The sequence below is a fragment of the Streptococcus parasanguinis genome (assembly GCF_031582885.1).
Classification (GTDB): domain Bacteria; phylum Bacillota; class Bacilli; order Lactobacillales; family Streptococcaceae; genus Streptococcus; species Streptococcus parasanguinis_M.
The window spans coordinates 570068-588481 of sequence record NZ_CP133988.1 but is presented as its reverse complement, the minus strand read 5'-3'; the positions used below and the strand labels follow the sequence as shown (position 1 = coordinate 588481).

At 39.8% G+C, this 18414-nt stretch carries 13 protein-coding genes and 1 pseudogene; all 14 read right to left on the bottom strand.

Translation table 11 applies throughout. The annotated features are described in order from the left end of the window. Nucleotides 1–316: 316 nt before the first annotated feature. Nucleotides 317–4105, bottom strand: coding sequence for a GBS Bsp-like repeat-containing protein (locus tag RDV49_RS02955; protein ID WP_003009052.1), 3789 nt, complete (start codon nucleotides 4103–4105; stop codon nucleotides 317–319). 145 nt (nucleotides 4106–4250) lie between these two features. After that, nucleotides 4251–5303: a glycosyltransferase gene (locus tag RDV49_RS02950; RefSeq protein WP_003009054.1), complete on the bottom strand. Its 1053-nt coding sequence runs from the start codon at nucleotides 5301–5303 to the stop codon at nucleotides 4251–4253. Between the two features lie 10 nt (nucleotides 5304–5313). Continuing rightward, nucleotides 5314–6306 (bottom strand): annotated as a pseudogene (locus tag RDV49_RS02945) (stealth family protein). After that, the gene (gene glf / locus RDV49_RS02940) at nucleotides 6303–7403 is read right to left on the bottom strand and encodes a UDP-galactopyranose mutase (RefSeq protein WP_037608148.1); all 1101 of its coding nucleotides are present in this window, start codon (nucleotides 7401–7403) and stop codon (nucleotides 6303–6305) included. The pseudogene RDV49_RS02945 and the gene glf overlap by 4 nt, the downstream one beginning before the upstream one ends. A 13-nt stretch (nucleotides 7404–7416) precedes the next feature. Next, the gene (locus RDV49_RS02935; RefSeq protein ID WP_003009064.1) at nucleotides 7417–8415 is read right to left on the bottom strand and encodes an acyltransferase; all 999 of its coding nucleotides are present in this window, start codon (nucleotides 8413–8415) and stop codon (nucleotides 7417–7419) included. A gap of 2 nt (nucleotides 8416–8417) precedes the next feature. Beyond that, nucleotides 8418–9833: a flippase gene (locus tag RDV49_RS02930; RefSeq protein WP_003009066.1), complete on the bottom strand. Its 1416-nt coding sequence runs from the start codon at nucleotides 9831–9833 to the stop codon at nucleotides 8418–8420. A gap of 49 nt (nucleotides 9834–9882) precedes the next feature. Further along, nucleotides 9883–11058 carry a hypothetical protein gene (locus tag RDV49_RS02925; protein ID WP_003009068.1) on the bottom strand — a complete coding sequence of 392 codons (1176 nt, stop codon included), beginning with the start codon at nucleotides 11056–11058 and terminating at the stop codon, nucleotides 9883–9885. 78 nt (nucleotides 11059–11136) lie between these two features. Then, entirely contained in the window at nucleotides 11137–12126 is a 990-nt protein-coding gene (locus RDV49_RS02920; protein ID WP_003009070.1) for a glycosyltransferase family 2 protein, read from the bottom strand. Nucleotides 12127–12143: 17 nt separating this feature from the next. Beyond that, entirely contained in the window at nucleotides 12144–13118 is a 975-nt protein-coding gene (locus RDV49_RS02915; RefSeq protein WP_003009072.1) for a glycosyltransferase family 2 protein, read from the bottom strand. 134 nt (nucleotides 13119–13252) lie between these two features. Next, the gene (locus RDV49_RS02910) at nucleotides 13253–14401 is read right to left on the bottom strand and encodes a glycosyltransferase family 4 protein (RefSeq protein WP_003009073.1); all 1149 of its coding nucleotides are present in this window, start codon (nucleotides 14399–14401) and stop codon (nucleotides 13253–13255) included. A 2-nt stretch (nucleotides 14402–14403) separates the two neighbouring features. After that, the gene (gene cps2T, locus RDV49_RS02905; RefSeq protein ID WP_003009075.1) at nucleotides 14404–15576 is read right to left on the bottom strand and encodes a beta 1-4 rhamnosyltransferase Cps2T; all 1173 of its coding nucleotides are present in this window, start codon (nucleotides 15574–15576) and stop codon (nucleotides 14404–14406) included. 38 nt (nucleotides 15577–15614) lie between these two features. Then, complete coding sequence (locus tag RDV49_RS02900) at nucleotides 15615–16991, bottom strand: sugar transferase (RefSeq protein WP_003009077.1); 1377 nt, start codon at nucleotides 16989–16991, stop codon at nucleotides 15615–15617. A gap of 19 nt (nucleotides 16992–17010) precedes the next feature. After that, nucleotides 17011–17703: a tyrosine-protein kinase gene (locus tag RDV49_RS02895; RefSeq protein ID WP_003009079.1), complete on the bottom strand. Its 693-nt coding sequence runs from the start codon at nucleotides 17701–17703 to the stop codon at nucleotides 17011–17013. 12 nt (nucleotides 17704–17715) lie between these two features. Further along, nucleotides 17716–18411 carry a Wzz/FepE/Etk N-terminal domain-containing protein gene (locus tag RDV49_RS02890; protein ID WP_003009081.1) on the bottom strand — a complete coding sequence of 232 codons (696 nt, stop codon included), beginning with the start codon at nucleotides 18409–18411 and terminating at the stop codon, nucleotides 17716–17718. Between the last annotated feature and the right edge of the window lie 3 nt (nucleotides 18412–18414).

Below are 18414 nucleotides of genomic sequence, written 5' to 3'. Positions count from 1 at the left end.
ATAAGGAACAAAAAATAGGCTGGACAAAAACTGTTCAGCCTTTTATATTTGATAGAAATAACTGTATGACGCAGTGGTTGATTGCTCAAAGCACTGATTTGAGGTGGCGGATAGAACTTGCGAAGCAAGTATCCTAAGTCTTTGTTCTCTTTTTAAGCTCCAAAGATGACCTAATGAGGGAAACAAAGTTTCCTTTATCCACAACCTTCAACAGTCTCCCAGACTGTTGAAGCTATGCAGGGGTGGGAAGATTGAAAAGGTTTGGGGAACCTTTTCAACCTTTTTTATATTGGAGTTCTTTCCCACTCCCTTTTTATTATTGATAGCGAGGGGTTGCAAATCCACGGATATTGCCATGTCCGATCCGATAGGTATTGCGACGGACTTGGTTTCCAGAGTTCCCTTCAATGGTATGAATGATCCCATTTGAGACACTCTCGACAATTCCGATGTGATCCGCAAAACCATTATTTGGCTGACTATCTTGATCCCAGTTAAAGGTGATGATATCCCCTGCTTTTGGTGTAGAAGCACCATTTTCATTCCAAATGCCCAAGCGTTTGAAGATCTGAATGTGACGTTCGACTCCACATTCACGGCCAATCAAACCGCTCAAACCTTCCCGCTGGAAGATTGTTGTGACAAAGACGTCACACCAGTCATCAGAATCTTTCACAGCGTATCCAACTGGTAGGGGACGGACGCTATTGTAATCATTGACCAATTGATGATGCGCTGCACTTCCGCCACGAACACCCACTAGACTAGCTGCTGCCCGTAAGACACGGTCTCGTTGTCCATTCGTTACACGAGGACTAAAAGCCGTTTGATCTACTGTCGCACGGGGATGAAGGGCTGTTTGACCAAGGTTAAAGCCTTCAACACCACCATCAACATAGTTCACATAGACGTGAGTAGTATAGTTGCCAACAAGATTTTTGTGGTTGATAGTAGAAACGTTAACTTCAGTATGTGCGTTAGTTGGAATAGCGTCATACCAATAAAGGTTACTTTGGTTGCTTTCCGACCAGACGGCTACACTGATCTTTTTAATCTGACGTCCCTGAGGTGCTTGATCCACCGTTACCGTATAGGTTCCAGCTCCAGAATTGACATTCTTGATTCCTGTTTGTGTCTTGATCTGGGCATTTCGGAACTCAATTTCTGTAGTTGTTCCCCCTACACCAATCCGAGAACCATCATTTTGAATATAGTAAAGGTGAATATGGTACTTACCAGTAGAGTTCTTATGATCGCTCGCTTTGACCGATACCTTGTAGTCTCCATTTGATTGGCGAGTTGCTTCATACCAGCGAATATCGTCTTGGCCATCCTTATCAGACCAAGTTGGGACTTGAACGGTCCGCACACCTTTAGGACTGTAGACATCTTTGATGATGACGTCAAAGGTACCCGCATCCTTATTGTTGTTTTGGATTAAGAGAGTGCCAGAAAGACGGGCTTGACGCACTTCTGTCGTGGTTTCTGTGATGTAGTTTCGTTGGTTATTTTGATCTACATAGTAGACGTGGACATTGTATTTACCATCTTCATTTTTATGGTCTGAGGCTTTGATAGTTGCACGGTAACTTCCATCACTTTGAAGGACTGCTTTGTGCCATACTAGATCATCTTGCCAGTTCTTGTCTGACCATGTTGGGATCAAGACTTCTTTTAATCCGTTTGGAGCTACTACATTACGAATTACTGCATCAAACGTGCCCGTCTCAACATTATTATTTTCAATCATCAACGTGCCACTTGGTTTAACGTGGTGTACTTCTGTTGTAGTCTCTGTGATGTAGTTTCGTTTGTCAGATTGATCCACATAGTAGACATGGACGTTGTACTTACCGTCATCATTTTTATGGTCTGAGGCTTTGATAGTCGCACGGTAGCTTCCATCACTTTGACGAACTGCTTTATGCCAGACTAGATCATCTTGCCAATTCTTATCTGACCAGGTTGGTATCAAGACTTCCTTCAATCCGTTTGGAGCTACTACATTGCGAATAACTGCATCAAACGTGCCCGTCTCAACATTATTATTTTCAATCGTTAACGTGCCACTTGGTTTAACGTGGTGTACTTCTGTCGCAGTCTTTGTGATGTATGTCGTGGTTTCTGTTATGTAGTTCCGCTGATTATTTTGATCTACATAGTAGACATGGACGTTGTACTTACCATCTTCATTTTTATGATCTGAGGCTTTGATGGTAGCTCGGTAGCTGCCGTCACTTTGACGAACTGCTTTGTGCCATACTAGATCATCTTGCCAGTTCTTGTCTGACCAGGTTGGTATCAAAACTTCTTTCAAGCCATTTGGAGCTACTACATTGCGAATAACTGCATCAAAGGTTCCTGCCTCTGAATTATTATTCTCAATGGTGACAGTGCCACTTGGTTTAACGTGGTGTACTTCTGTTGTAGTTTCTGTAATGTAGTTCCGTTTGTCAGCTTGATCCACATAGTAGACGTGGACATGGTACTTACCATCTTCATTTTTATGATCGCTTGCCTTAATAGTTGCACGGTAGCTGCCGTCACTTTGACGAACCGCTTTATGCCATACTAGATCATCCTGCCAGTTCTTGTCTGACCAAATTGGAACCAAGACTTCTTTCAAACCATTTGGAGCTACTACATTGCGAATAACTGCATCAAAGGTTCCTGTTTCAACATTATTATTTTCAATAGTTAACGTGCCACTTGGTTTTAAATCCTCTGGACGTTTTCCAATGTAAACATTTGTCGTTGTTCCACCCACACCCGTCAATTGTCCATTGTTCTGAACATAGTAAAGATGGACATTGTAAAGACCGGTTGAGTTTTTATGGTCCGCTGCTTTTACATTGACGGTATAGGTTCCATTTGCTTGACGGTTGGCTGTATACCAAACAAGGTCATCTTGACCACCTGTTTCGGACCAGATCGGTACAGAAACACTTCGAACTCCATTTGGTGCCTTGACATTTGAGATGACAACATCAAAGCGTCCCGCCATAGTATCGTTATTGACAATGTCAATCTTCCCACTTAAGCTGCCTTCTGTTGGATCCGCTGCAGGTTTTGCGTTCGCTGTAAAGCGACCGGTATAGTCCACACTGTGGTCAAAGAGGTGTTTTCCTGGAAGCAATTCCGCTTGAGAAGTGAACTGCCAGGCGCCAGCTTTCCCATTGTAACGCAAGCTTTTCGCATCGTTTACAGATAGTTTTGGAGAAGGGTATTGGGCAACCCAGAAATTCTGAAGACCAAATTGAGCGGTGTTGACAGGACCTTTCTTGCGAAGGTTGTTTTCATCCAACCAGCTGGCACTGGTGTAGAACATCAAGTTGGTGTAGCCATTTTTGCGCATTTCGTCAGCCCAAGCTTGGGTGTTGCGGTTAATGTTTGGCTGCATCTTGGCATCCTCAAAGTCATTGACCATGAGGGTGTTCTTTGGCAAACTCAAACGTTGTGCAGCTGCAATGTAGAATCGCGCTTCTGCACGCGCTGCTTCCTCAGAAGTATAGCGAGAGAAGTGGTAGGTCGATACTTGCAGACCAGCTGCTTGCGCATTGCGAATTTGGTTTTCCGCATTCGGGTTCTTGTACCAAGTATCTTCTGTCAATTTGACAACGACACCGCCCACGCCCTTATTAGCTAGGGTACGGTAGTCGCCAATACTAATATCACCGTTGTGACTACTCACATCAACGAATGATTTTGGCTGAACCGCTACATCTGTTGAGCGACCAGCAGGAGCGTGAGCACCTGTATTAAAGAAGGTCGTGCTTCCTGTATCAGACGGAAGAGGGATTTCTTCTTTCTCAGTAGTCGATGCTTCTACAGCTTTCTCTACAGATGGTGTACGACTGTCTGTAACAGTGGTACTGCTCGCAGAAACCACAGGCTGCTCGGTCACATTTGCTGGTGCAGCATAGTTACTTGCGACAGGCGCTACAGTCTTTTCAGCAATGGCTACTTCTGGCGCTGTTTCAGCTTGGACTTGGTTACCTTCAGTAGTAGCTTCTTTTGAAACCAGCTCATCTGCACTGACTCCCTGAGCAGATACAGCCATCAAGACTGCCGCTCCAGCATAAAAAATAAGATCTTTCTTTTTCATATAAACTTCCCTTTATACAAATTTTATACGTTAATCATTTTACCACACGGTTTCAGCGATGAAAAGTTTTATGAGGCAAATTTTTAAAATTAGTGATATTTTTTTGAAAAACTAAAAAAAGAAGTCCGTCTGACTTCTTTTGATCTTATGCTAAATGTTTTAAGGCCGTCTTTAGATAGTGACCCTCTCGAATTTCCTGACCAACACGCTTGGCATTGTCCACCAAGTCTTGGTAATCAGCATCTGAAAGATTGTCGATTATCTCCTTCAAATCATGAAGAGACTCTACTGCAATCCCACAGCCCTTCTCAAGCACAAAGTGAGACAAGGCTGACTGTTTCCAAACCACAAGCGGGAAGCCCGATGCTAGATAAAGTGACGCCTTGTGAGAGTTGTTGTAGCGAAGATACTCGCCAAAGACACCACTACAGGTTTCTGCACTATCCCCATCCCAGACAAGCCCAAAACCACCCTCAAGGGCTGCAGGAAGTTCATCCGGTAGGAAAGAACCAAAGTAGGTCTCGTTTTCAAGTGCTCTACTCTCGTCAAAACCGACGCCATAAAGGTTATAGGCAGGTTCTGCAGGAAGTGAGTAAAGATAGCCAGCTTTTTCTTGTGCCAAATTACCAGCTACAATAATTGGCTGATTTTTTGACAGTTCGTTGTTTTCTTGGAAATCTGGAATTAAATAGTCAAAAATACCAAGGCTGACAATCTTATCTGCATCAATCCCTTTATCCACCAGAACAGATTTCATGATTGGATTGTGGGCGATAATACCATCAGCTGCACCAAGAAGACCTGATTCTTGAACCTGAATACGAATCTTGTGCTTTAAAGGGAAATTCTCAACATTGACATAACGAAGAGCTTCTAAATCGTGGATAATGAAATTAACTTTTACCCCTTTTTTCTGTGCTTTCTTCACATGATGTGTTGTGAAAAAACTATGATGAAGCATTGGGAACTGGATAAGTAACTCATCACCTTGCTTTAGTTCATTTAAGGCCTGATCAAAAGCCTTCGATTTATGAAGTTGTGCTTTAAGTGTACTCATCTCGTACCAATTATCAACTGAAAGAACCAAGGCTTGATAACCTTCTCTCTTTACAATTTCTTCAACATCATTACGTGCCTTATTACCCGCATTTTTAACATTGTTATCGTGTAAAAATTCTTCTTTTAAATAGTATTTCATCTCTTAATTCTCATTTTTCAAAAGCTGATTTTTCAGGATAGTGTTCTTTTAAGATTTCCTTAAAACGAATGATATACTCCTCTTTAAAGTCAGTATCATCATTCACACAAAGCAATTTTTTACGTTTGTCTTTAAAGATACTCTCTAACCGATCTACTTGATTTAAATCTATCGACACTCCAAAATTCTTTGACATAGGGTAAAACTGATTACTTTCAATTTGCCAATGTTGACAGATATATTGATTAACATCTACTCCATAATCTCTAATTTGATTACGTGATGTTTTATCTAACGTTTCTCCTTCAATTTCCCATAAATGCGCCAAAGTGCTTTTCTTCATTGGAACAGGTAAATGTTAGTTCACGTATCCTGTCGGACCCCAAGGCAAGAGTAACAAGTTTTTCAAAACCAAGGAACCATAACGGAAATTAAAGAATTTCCAAGGCGAAGATTTCAAAGCCTTCTTATTAGGAAAATGCCGATAGATTAATTCAACGTTATTGTGATAAGTGTTCGTAAATGGTGACCATGGAACTAAAGCATCGTATACTGCTAAAAGCTTGGGTTGACCATTTTTATAAAAATCTGAAGGTTGACTATCTCTAATCAAGTACATATCATCATTGAAATACAAATAGTTCTCCGACAATCCTTCAATCCGATGAAGATTAAGCTCAATAGCCGCTGAATTATAGGTAGGTAGATATTCATTAGGCATAAATTCCTTATGAGTGACCAATTTAAGTTTTGGATGCTCCAAGTTCAACCATTCTGGTTTTTGTCCATTGGTGACTAAGTAAACATGATTTACCCAAGGAGCATGCTTTTCAATCATACGGAACCAATAATTAAAAATACCATAATCACGATAACGTTGCTCACCGTCGGTTTCTTGGTTCAAATCTGCTACTTGACCCGTAACGGTTTGTTTTTCACGGATAAACTCTGGGGCACTTCCATCTACCCAAAGAACAACGATATCAATTTTTTCTTGTGTCATTTAGTAAATTCTTTCTCAACGACTTCTAAAGCACGCTCAATAACCACGTGCATGTCGTAGTATTTATAGTCTGCCAAACGTCCACAGAAGATAACCTTATCGTTTTTAGCTGCTTCTTCTTGGTACTTAGCAAACATGGCGTTGTTCTTTTCATCGTTGATTGGGTAGTAGGGTTCGTCCCCACGTTTCCAGTCAGCTGGGTATTCACGTGTGATAACTGTCTTGGGTTGTGTACCATACTCGAAGTGCTTATGCTCAATGATCCGAGTATAAGGAATCTCACGCTCTGTATAGTTGACGACCGCATTGCCTTGATGATTTTCTTCATCCAAGATTTCATGTTCAAAACGAAGACTACGGTACTCCAACTCACCATGTTTGTAGTCAAAGTACTGGTCAATCATTCCTGTAAAGACAACCTTATCAGCTGAAGCTTCAAGCTCTTCACGATTGGCAAAGAAATCAACCCCAAGTTCTACTTCTACATCACCCAACATATTTTCAATGATGACGTTGTAACCACCAATTGGAATCCCTTGGTAACGGTCATTAAAGTAGTTGTTATCAAAGGTCAAACGAACTGGGAGACGTTTGATGATAAATGGTGGAAGGTCTGTGGCAGAACGTCCCCATTGTTTTTCAGTGTAGCCCTTAATCAACTTTTCATAGATATCCGGACCAATCAACTTGATAGCTTGTTCTTCCAAGTTCTTCGGTTCAACATCTTTCATGTCAGCTGTCTGCTCGGCAATCTTGTCCTTGACTTCTTGAGGAGTCTTGGTTCCCCACATAGCATAAAAAGTATTCATGTTGAAGGGAAGATTGTACAGACTGCCCTTGTAGTTAGCTACTGGTGAGTTGATATAGTTGTTGAATTCAGCGAACTGGTTGACATAGTCCCACACTTTTTTGTTGGACGTATGGAAAATGTGGGCACCATACTTGTGGACGTTGATGCCTTCAATCTCCTCGCAGTAGATATTTCCACCGATGCGATCACGCTTGTCAATCACTTTTACTTTTTTACCACGTTTTGTAGCTTCATGTGCGAAAATGGCTCCAGACAAACCAGCACCAACAATTAGATAATCGTACATCATAAACTCCTTTTTATAACTTAACTATTCGATTGATATAAGGGATTTTCATTAATATCATAGTTATTAGAAAACTAATCATTAATGTGAATACAGGGAAAAATAAGTATACACCTACTATGTTAAATCCTATCAACTTTTGCCATATTTTCATAACATAGGTATGTATAATAAATACCCCCATCGTTTGGACTGATAACAAGTAGATCATTCTATATTTAGAAGCATCAATAGTTAGCGTCAATAAAGTAAGAAATAGTCCTAAACTAATTACTTTCACCAAAAGATTATCATAAAAATATTCAGCAAAAAGATTATGATAAATAGTTTTTGCCATGAAAAATAATATCATTGGCGAAATCAATAACAAAAGTATGCTAACGACTTTCATCCATCCCTTAAATATATATTTTAAATTATCTATATCGAATTGCGCTACAAAGCCACCTAAAATATAGTAAAAGAACCAAGTCCATAATCTAAACGTTTGAATAACATAAGTTTGCACCGGCATTTGAAGCAAAAAATTTACCAATTCAAAAATCAAACCAATAACGACTAATAAAGATAGAATGTATAGATAACTTCTTTTTGAATGTAAAAATTTTTTCAAAATTGGTAAGCATAAATAAATTAATATCAGTGATCCAAAAAACCAAAATTGGAAGAAATAACCTTTTTGTATTAAAGAAGCTGCAATCTTTTTAACTGGATTAGCTGTAAAATCTCGTTTTAAAAGCCAAATAATAAGGTTCCATGAGCACACTGTTATTAAAATCCATTTTACCTTTTCCAGTATATAAGAGTATTTTATTTCACTTTTACCCAATAATAAATAACCATTTACCATAAAAAACAAAGGAATTGAATAAGTCCCTAAATAATATAAATAGGATGAATAATTCCATATTCTTGTTTCCTTAAATCCCGGCATTGTAGTATGAAGTAAAACAACTCCAATACAAGCAATAACTTTAATAAAGTCTATGTCAATATTCCGTATTTTCTTCATTTCTAATTTTTTCCTATTATCTGTTTTAATTCTTTCACATCTACCACTTTCAGAGATAGGATAGCGATCAGATAAGTGATCCCACCAAGCACCGCATACACAAGTACATTTAGGGTAGGGGTAAAATGTAGGAACGGTTTTACAAGTAGTAACAAGCCATACATCAGAGCAGATGCGAAAATAATTTTTGTCATAGACCCAATAATTGGAACTTCCTTAAGGTAATGACGGGTATAGTACAATTGAATGAACCATACCAGTGACTCTGTCAGAACTGATACAATAGCTGCGCCAATAAAACCAAAGTGCGGTAAGAAGAGCAGGTTCAACCCGACACTGACAATAGCAGGAATGGTGGTGGATAGCATAAATTCTTTGTTCTTATCGTGAGGGATGAGAATTTGAATCCCCATAATATTGGTCCATCCGATGAAGAACATACGAAAGATCATGATAGCGATGGCATAGCGAGCATCTTGGAAATCCTTCCCTAAGAAGAATCGAACAAAGTCATCGTTGACAATCAGCATACCCGCAATAATTGGGAAAATGACCAAATTATAGATCAAAAAGGACATTTGGTGCATTTTATTGACAGCCTTGTGATCTCCTGAAGCCAAGAGATTCGCCACGCGCGGAAGCATCACACTTCCTAAAGATGTCACAAGAGTCAGCAAAATATTGACAAGTTTTAAGGCTTGGTCATAGATACCCACATCCTTTGTAGAGGCAAGAGCCCCAAGCATAGTCCGGTCCAAGGTGACATAGAGGGAAATGGCAATCTGAGGTAAAAAGAGCAAAATGACCGGTTTTAAATGCAGCCGTGCATAGGCCATATCAAAATGGATTTTCCCAATAAATTCACGGGCGGGCAACCACATGCTGAGCTGACCTAACAGTTCAAAGATGGTGAGTAAGAATACATAGAGATAAAGATCATTAGCAGATTTGACAAACAAGAAGATGGAGATGACTCCAACCAGTTTGACCGTGATATTCCGAATCGTAATCTTACGAAAATCTTCCAATCCCTGAAAGAGCCAAGAGATGTCGAGTCCTTTTGAAACCAAACTGAGCCCCAAAATATAGGCCACAGGATTTTGCATGGAAGATAGGGTTACACACAAAAGAACATAGAGGGCAAGGGATAAAATCGTAGCCCCCAACTGGAGGGTATAAATCCCCCAGAAATTCTTTTGGATGTCTTTTCGGTGGCCTGAAATCTCCTTGGTTCCATAATTGGCCACTCCTAGGGTCGCCAAAAGGATGAAGTAGGTGACAATAGAGTTGAAATAGCCATAAGTCCCTAAGTCATTTGAACTAAAAACCCGTGTTACATAAGGGGTGGTGATAATCGGCAAGATAATCACCAGCAACTGGTAGGAGAGATTATAGGCGTAATTTTTTAGCACTTTCATAAGGATGTAACTCGTCTTAATCTTTCTTTTTAACTGGACTTAACTCATTTTATTCAATGTTATTATCTGGATTCATAATAAATAATCGGCTAATAAACAAAATTAATGGAGAGTAGCGGAGAACCAACATCTGAGGATCAAACATTCCATGGATAATCATAATCCCTAAACAGGCCAGTACGATATCTTTTCGAATGGATGTGAAATATTTCATAACTTTAGTAAGAGCAAATAACATGAAGGCACTGACGATTAAACCATCAATAACCAACAACTGCACAAACGAGCTATCTATGAAATTATAATTACTAGTGAAATTTCCAAACATATCAAGAGTTGTAAAGGAAATTGGTTGCCCTAACCAAGATACACCAAAATTTTGAAAACCATTGACACTGAGACGCAAGCGATTATGCGTAAATTGATCGACTAAGTGAAATAAATTCCCAGATGAATAAAAACAAAAATACAAGATAATCGCTAAAGCTACAATAAAACCGTACTTCGCAAGTGCCTTTGACCAGAAATTTCCCATGATAAACTCTTTTTTAAAGATTTTAATACTCAACAAAGCATAGGTTAGTATCAAAATACTTAAGTAAAATGGACTAGATGTCGAAGTTTGTTGGTACATATAAACCGTAGCCGAGAATAAGGCTAACAATTCAAGGTAAGAAATTCTTTTACCCCGAAACATTAGATAAGTACACAAGGCAAAGAACAGTCTCTGTGACGCAAAGGATACATAGTTAAATCCTAGACTAAAACGGTAGCCACCATCTGCATTCATAAACATGTTGGCAATCATCCCTTTTTGGCTGGCATAAATTGTCAAACAAAGCACCAGAAATGTCGCCACAGAAAAAGTTCCTAATAATTTCCTAAAATCAATATCTCTAGCGGAAAAAACAAGAAGCAACACATTTATATCTAACAATCCATCGCGATTTTTTGCAACTATAAACATTGCAATAAAAAATGCCGTTACTATTAATAATTGTTGCCAATGAAATCTAAAGTAATGTAGCGTTTTCGGAAAGTTCATCAACTCCTTTATCAACAGCATAATAATTGTAAAGTAAAGGAGTAAACGATAAAGCGATAGAAAACCTTCTAATCGAACAAAATAAGTGGTTGTGACTAACGAAGCGACAACAACCCATATAAACAAGGTAAATAAATAAATTTTTTCTGAGATAAAACGATTGTTCATCACAACAGTCATCCAAACCTTTCAATCATGATCATAAAGTCTTATTACTGGTATCTATAAAAACCTCTCACAAGCCGATAGAGAATTTTCCTATTTTATCAAAGCTTGCAGTTTTTTTAAAAAAATTACTGTCAGATACATTCTAAAATGTAATAACTGCCTAACGAGAGGGTGAAGCGGAGATGTAGCTTTTTTTAGTAATGCAATTATCTCTTGATTTCTACACAACACCTCAACATAATGTCGTTTTTTAGGAAGAGACATCGTTTGCTTTGATATGTTCTGAATATTACTCATCAGGATGCGCGCCTTTATTTGATCTATAAATTGATCATTATGGATATGCCAGCTTGTCATCAATTGATCAACTTTCCCTAGTTCTTCCAATTGATAGTTCATCCGATTAGGATTATACTGTCCCATCGCAGAATCTACTCTTCCTGAAATATAGACATAATAACAAGATTTCACCAAGAAAACCGCATTGACATGCTGATAAACATCCAGATTGAAACGAACATCTTCTCCCAACTCATAGGATTCAAAAACAATTTGATGTTCCTCCAGAAATTCTCTACGGTAAATTTTATTCCAAACAGTATACATCATGTCTGTTAAATATAATTCTTGAAAAAGCGCGATAAAATCACTTTTGTCTTTTTTTCCTTCAGTAGGAAGTATTTTTACCGATCGATTTAATTCTGATAAGTTCTTTTCAATCGAATTATAGTAACCAAACACCAATAAGTCTAATTGTGAATCTAATTGACTTTCCACATCTGAAAATAGATTTCCCACAAGATAGTCATCCGCATCCACAAAACAAATGAACTCGCCTTTCGCTTTGGCTAGACCAAAATTGCGGGCTGAACCGACACCTTTATTTGAAATATGGTAGGCTGCAATATTTGAAAACTGAGCCGCATAATCCTCACAGATTTGACCACTCTGATCTTTGGATCCATTATCAATCAACAAAATTTCCAAATCCGCATAGTTTTGAACAAGTAGACTATCGATACATCGAGGGAGATAATTCTCTACATTGTATACCGGTATAATGACTGAATACTTCAACATAATCCCCTAAAATTCTCTCACTTCATCCCTTGGATAGCGAAAGCCAGCTTTAATAAATGCAAACGGTACAACAAATATTTGCTTCTATTTGGCATAGATTTCACTTCACTATACGCTACTTTATTTTTTTCTAATTCCTGCTTCACTTCACTGGTAATCTCACCATAATGTTTATGCAATTTGGCTTTATATAAACTGGCCAGTATGTGCGTCAAACCATTTACATAATAAAGTTGTGAGAGGTGTAACTCCTCTTGGTTCAATTGCGAACGCACAAAATCTGAATAAAACATTTCTTTATAAAAACCAAACATATCTCTAAACTTCTTCTCATTCCAAGACTGCGTAATAGAATCTGGGTTATCGATTAAGTAGTGATAGTATTTTTGATTGGTTGCATAGACCTTCTGAGCTGAGAGAAATAATTTGTAATTCGTTCCCAAATCTTCATAATATTTTCTGCTAGGAAATAAGATATTATTATCTATAAACAAAGACTTTCTATAGATTTTGTCATTAGCGAAACCAGTAATATAAGTATGCTTCAGCATTTGCACAAAAGCATCTTTACCTTCAAACACTTGAGTCACTTCTGGTTCTGAAACTATAGCATCTTCTTCACCCTTCACAAATTCACGATTAAAAGAAATAATATCAAAATCTTGAGATTCTAAAGCTTCTGCTAAGGCTATAAAGGTATCTGGTTCAATCCAATCATCTGAATCAGGAAAATAAACATATTCTCCTTTGGCATGAGAAATACCCGTATTCCTAGCTTCTGAAAGCCCGCCATTCTCCTTGTGAATAACTGATATAAAGTCATAAGCCTTAACATAGTCATCACAGATTTGAGGAGAATGATCAGTACTCCCGTCATCAACAAGTATAATCTCATAGTCCTTCCATTCTTGGGCAAGAACACTTTCAATGCAACGTTTTAAATATCTTTCAACATTATATACTGGAATGACGACAGTTAATAGTGGTTTCATAGATTATTTACCTAAATTTTTATTCTACTCTAATTCTTCTCCTCTCTGATCTAACTGACTTACAACATTCAATGATATATGGTAAATCTTTAAATCAGCTCGGATATAATCCTTTTTTCAGCGAATTTGATTATTTAATATTTCTTATACAACTCCGAAAAATTACGAATATAACTTTGTAATGAGAAGAGTTCTTTTTGGCGTTTGACAGATGCTTCACCAAATTGCTCTCTCTTCTCGGTGTTATCAGCCAATTCTTGGATGGCCTTAGACAATTCTGCAGGCTGATTTGGAGTAGCGAGAAGGCCATTTTCGCCTTCCTTGACCATCTCACAGACCCCACCATGACGGTAACCCACTACAGGTTTGCCACAAGCCATGGCTTCTAGTACGACTGTTGGTAGTGGATCTGGATTGGTACTTGGCAAGACAAAGATATCAAACATATTATAGAGCTCTGTCGTCTTGCTATAATAATCGATACGTTTGATTTGTCCAGCTACTGGTGAGTCTGCAATGGCCTTTTCCAACTCCTCCACGCGCCACTCTTCACCTTCAAAAGCACTCCCTGCTAGAAAGGCTACTGCTTTTGGATTGGCCTGTAAGATTGGGGTGACGGCTTCTAGGAAGTCTCCTTGACCTTTCCAGGCATTCACTCGACCAACCATTCCGATCACCAAAGCATCCTGCGCAATTCCAAACTGGTCACGAACAGCGCTAGCATCCAACACCTGATAAACAGCATTGTCAACACCATTATAGATGACTTGAACATGATCATCTTTGACATAACGAGACTGCTTGACGTGGTTGGCTACAGCATTTGAAACGGTCACAATCGTATCCGCATAGCGACCCATTAAAAAGTTGATGAAATCAGAAATCGCTTTAGGTTTAACGATGATTTCATGCACATGCCAAATCAGAGGAAGTTTCAACTTCCGTTTGAGGTAAATTCCTTCAAGAACCGCTGTGGTGTTGTTGTGAATGAGGGTAATGCCATTCTCCTTAGCGTATTGAGCAATTTGTTTGGAGTAACGGTTATAGGAACCAAAGTACTCAAGGATTCCTTTTGGATTAAAATATTTCCGGCGCAAGATTGGGTAATCAATGACTTTAACCTTAGCACCGACCTCTTCCAATGCACCAACTAAGACACCATCATTGGGTAAGATAACGTGTGCCTCAAAAGCATCTTTATCCAAACCCTTAATAAGCTCCAACAAAACCTTATCAGCACCATACATTTCGGCACCAGCATGGAGATATAATATTTTCTGCATTTCTAACCTTTAAATACTTTCTCGTAGTCTGTGACAATCTTTTCCCAAGTGAAGGCTTCTGCGATCCGTCGACTTGATTTCTCATTGAGGTCTGCGATGGCTTGAGCGTCCAATTGTTCAGCCTGATCAATGACATGTGCCAATTGATCTTTCTTCCAATAAAGAGCCCCCTCTTCACCGACTTCTCGGTTGAAACCAACATCTAACAAGAGGTTGAGTTTAGTAGACTCTAGCGCCTCAAGAAGGGATGGATTGGTCCCGCCTACCTCATGACCATGGAAATAAGCAAAAGCATTCTCACGAATGTATTTAAGTAATTCTTGATCATAGACAGTCCCCACAAACTTCACTCGAGGATCTTGATCAAATCCTGTATCCTTGCGCAACTGTTCATAGAACTTGTTTTGCTCTACATTAGTAATCAGGACAAAATCTTTTTTGGAATTGGACTGCATAAAGCCACGAATCATGGCCTCATAGTTATTTTCAGGTACAAAACGTCCCACGACAAGATAGTAATCTCCTTCGGAGACTTGCTTGTCTGCAAACCAAGTCCCTACTTTATCGTCTTCTTTACTCAGGATAGACTTGCTTGTATCCGTTCCATAGGCAATATAGGTCGTCTGTGGCTGATACTTAGCGTAATCCTTCTGAATATAAGCCTCGATATTCTTGCTATCACAGATTAACAGGTCGGCATGTTTAACCATGAGTTGTTCAGAAAATTTCCAATACTTACGGACTGGGAGACTCCATTTCGCGCGAAGCCATTCATGACCATCTGGATTGACCATGAGGGTCCCACCGATCGCCTTGATCTTCTTCTTAATCCCAGCAATGAAAGGTCCGATACGGCAAGCCAAGACATAAAAGATAGGAGCTTGATCCTTGTTTTCTTTAGCCATTTCAATAGCCTTATTGAGAGCCGCAATATCATAAGCAATGGCACGCGCAGGACCGATATTAGGGACATCAATGTTGTAACAGATTGCTCCATTATGCTCGAAAGTATCTGCAATAATTCCTGATTTTGCTGAATTCTCCCTCATACAAGCGACATAATACTGGATATCTTTGTCTTGTTGGAATTCTGTCAACTTCTCAACAAAGGTCTCAAAACCACCATATTTTGCTGGAATACCTTTGGAACCAACGATATAAATTGATTGTGTCATTTTTCTCCTAACATGGAAAGGACGAAGTAGGCAGTCCCCTACTTCGCTCCTTCTTTTCTAAGTACAACCTTTACGGTCTTGAGCAAGATCTGAATGTCTCTCCAAATCGTCCAATCATCCATGTACGCAACGTCCAGTTTGACCACTTCGTCAAAATCCTTGATTTCACTGCGTCCGCTCACTTGCCAAAGGCCTGTAATGCCTGGCTTGAAGCTGAGTCGGCGTTTTTGGGCTGGCGTATATTCTTGGTATTCGTCAACTGTTGGGGGACGAGTCCCGACCAGACTCATATCACCGATCAGAACATTGTAAAATTGTGGCAATTCATCGAGACTGGTCTTACGGATAAAGCGTCCGATTGGCGTTACCCGCGGATCATTTTCCATCTTGAACATGCCACCTGTCATGGTATTTTGTGCCATCAGATCTTTCTTAATCTCTTCGGCATCCACACGCATGGAGCGGAATTTATAGAAGTTGAAATACCGTCCGTTCTTTCCAACCCGTTTTTGTACAAAGAAGGCAGGTCCGCCATCCTTACGAATCAGAGGGACTAAGACGATACTCACTAGGCCACAAATCAAGAGACCAAAGAGGGCTCCTGCAATGTCCAAGAGACGCTTAGCAAACACGTGACTCGGCTTGTAGAAATTGGTTGAGAAAGTAACGACACTTAGTCCTCCGACTTCTCGAACCCGTTTATTACCTAAGGACGCGAAGTTAAAAGCATTGAGATTGACCGATACATCAATCCCCATACTCTCAAACTCCGAGACGAAGTCACTAATATTGTAGTCCTCACTTGGCAGATTGATAAACACTTCATCCACCACTTCCTTGGTCACAAAATTCATCATTTGCTCTGGCTGCACCACCCGTACACCTGAATGAGCAAAATCAGTATCGTCCATGACAGTGACACCGATTAGTTCTCCATGATAAAGGCTGGGCGAATGCAGAATATCAAATACTTTTTCCATCCGACTAGTCGCTGTGATCAGGAAAATCTTTCTCGAGCTTTTCCGCCGTGGTGAAACAGACTTCCGGTATCTCTTGAGCAAGAGATCCATGACATAGACAGAAAAAGTATTCAAAAGAAAGAAGTAGATCATCCCCCGACGAGAGATGGAAAAGACCCCATCGAGCATAAAAGAGGTAAAGGTGATCCCAACAGCGAAAAACACATTGTATTTCAAGACCTGAAAGAGCTCATCTAGGTATCCCCTGCTATAAAAACGATAGGCAATATTGCTAATGTAAAAGGATACAAAATGCAAGAGATAGAGAATGGCAATTGTCTGCGACGTGTATTCTGCATCCTTAAAAAGACTCACAATGTAAGCCGAAAATAGGACAGCTAAACTTTGAAAGAGAACAATATTTAATTTTTCCAGTTCGATTCTTTCTTCTCCCATTTTCCCTCGATCCTATTCTTTACTTTTTCCCGTACTCTCCGTAAGATCCATATCCACCGTATGAACCATACTCAGCAGCTTTAATGTTAAATTTATTGAGCACGACTCCTAAGAAAGGGGTGCCTGTTTGTTCTAATTGTTCCTTAGCCTTTTGGACAGCCTTGCGTCCATTGGCACCAGATTCTGTGATCAAGACAGTTCCATCACAGCGTTGGGCGATAATGGCCGCATCAATCACGACCCCGATTGGAGGCGTATCGACAATGATGTAGTCAAAATGCTCACGCAAGGCATCCATCATCACAGTGAAGTTCTTGCTTTGCAAGAGACCTGTTGGGTTTGGCGCTACCTGTCCAGACTCGATGATATCCAAATTTGGAAAATCAGTCGCATACAAGATTTGGTCCAATTGGCTACGACCAGATAAGAAGTCGGTCAAGCCTTGGATCTTATCCCGGCTACGGAAAACCCCTGTCATGACAGAGTTCCGGATATCGCAGTCGACCAAGAGGGTCTTGTAACCCGCACGCGCAAAGGCAACGGCCAAGTTGGTTGAAGTGGTTGATTTCCCTTCATTTTCTTGAACAGATGAGATGGCGATGACTTTTAAGTCTACCCCACTCAATTGGATATTCGTCGCCAGGGCATTAAAGTACTCTTCGGCCTTCCGAACTTCTTGCAATTTGTTTTTTGAAATTTCTAACGTATTCATGCGATCCCCAGTCTACAGTTTCTTAATATCTGGCACAATACCAAGTAAGGTTAAGCCCATCAACTCTTCGATATCTTCTGGTCTCTTAACACGATCGTCCAAGACTTCTACTACGACCATGAGAACCACCATCAAGCCCGCTCCAGCAATAAAACCAAGAAGGACATTGCGTCGGATATTTGGTGAAGAAGGTGATTGAGGCACTTCTGCTTCATCCAAGGTCGTAACATCTGACACCTTGGTCACAGCAATGATCTTTTCAGCTGCTACATTCCGAAGGCCATTGGCAATACGAGCTGCTTCTTTTGGATCTCCGTCCTTAGCCGTGATCGAAAGGATACGAGTATCTGTCGGAACGGATACACTGATCTTTTTCGACAACTCAGCTGGTGTCATATCGAGTTTCAATTCTTCGATGGCTTGACTCAAGACATTTTGAGAAAGAATGATCTCACGGTAGTCCTTAACCAAGTAAGAACCCGCCTGCAAATCAGAGTTTGTCAAGGCATTGTTGTCTTGGTTTTGACGACTGACCACGTAGATCCGGCTAGTACTTTGGTATTCTTTCTTGGCTAAAAAGGCACTGTAGCCAAAAGCTGCGATGGCAAAGACAAGAGCGACCAAAACGATCGAAAACTTGCGTTTCCATAGGGTCTTCAGCATAGCGAAAACATCAATTTCCACTGCTTGATTTTCTTGATTGTTCATTTC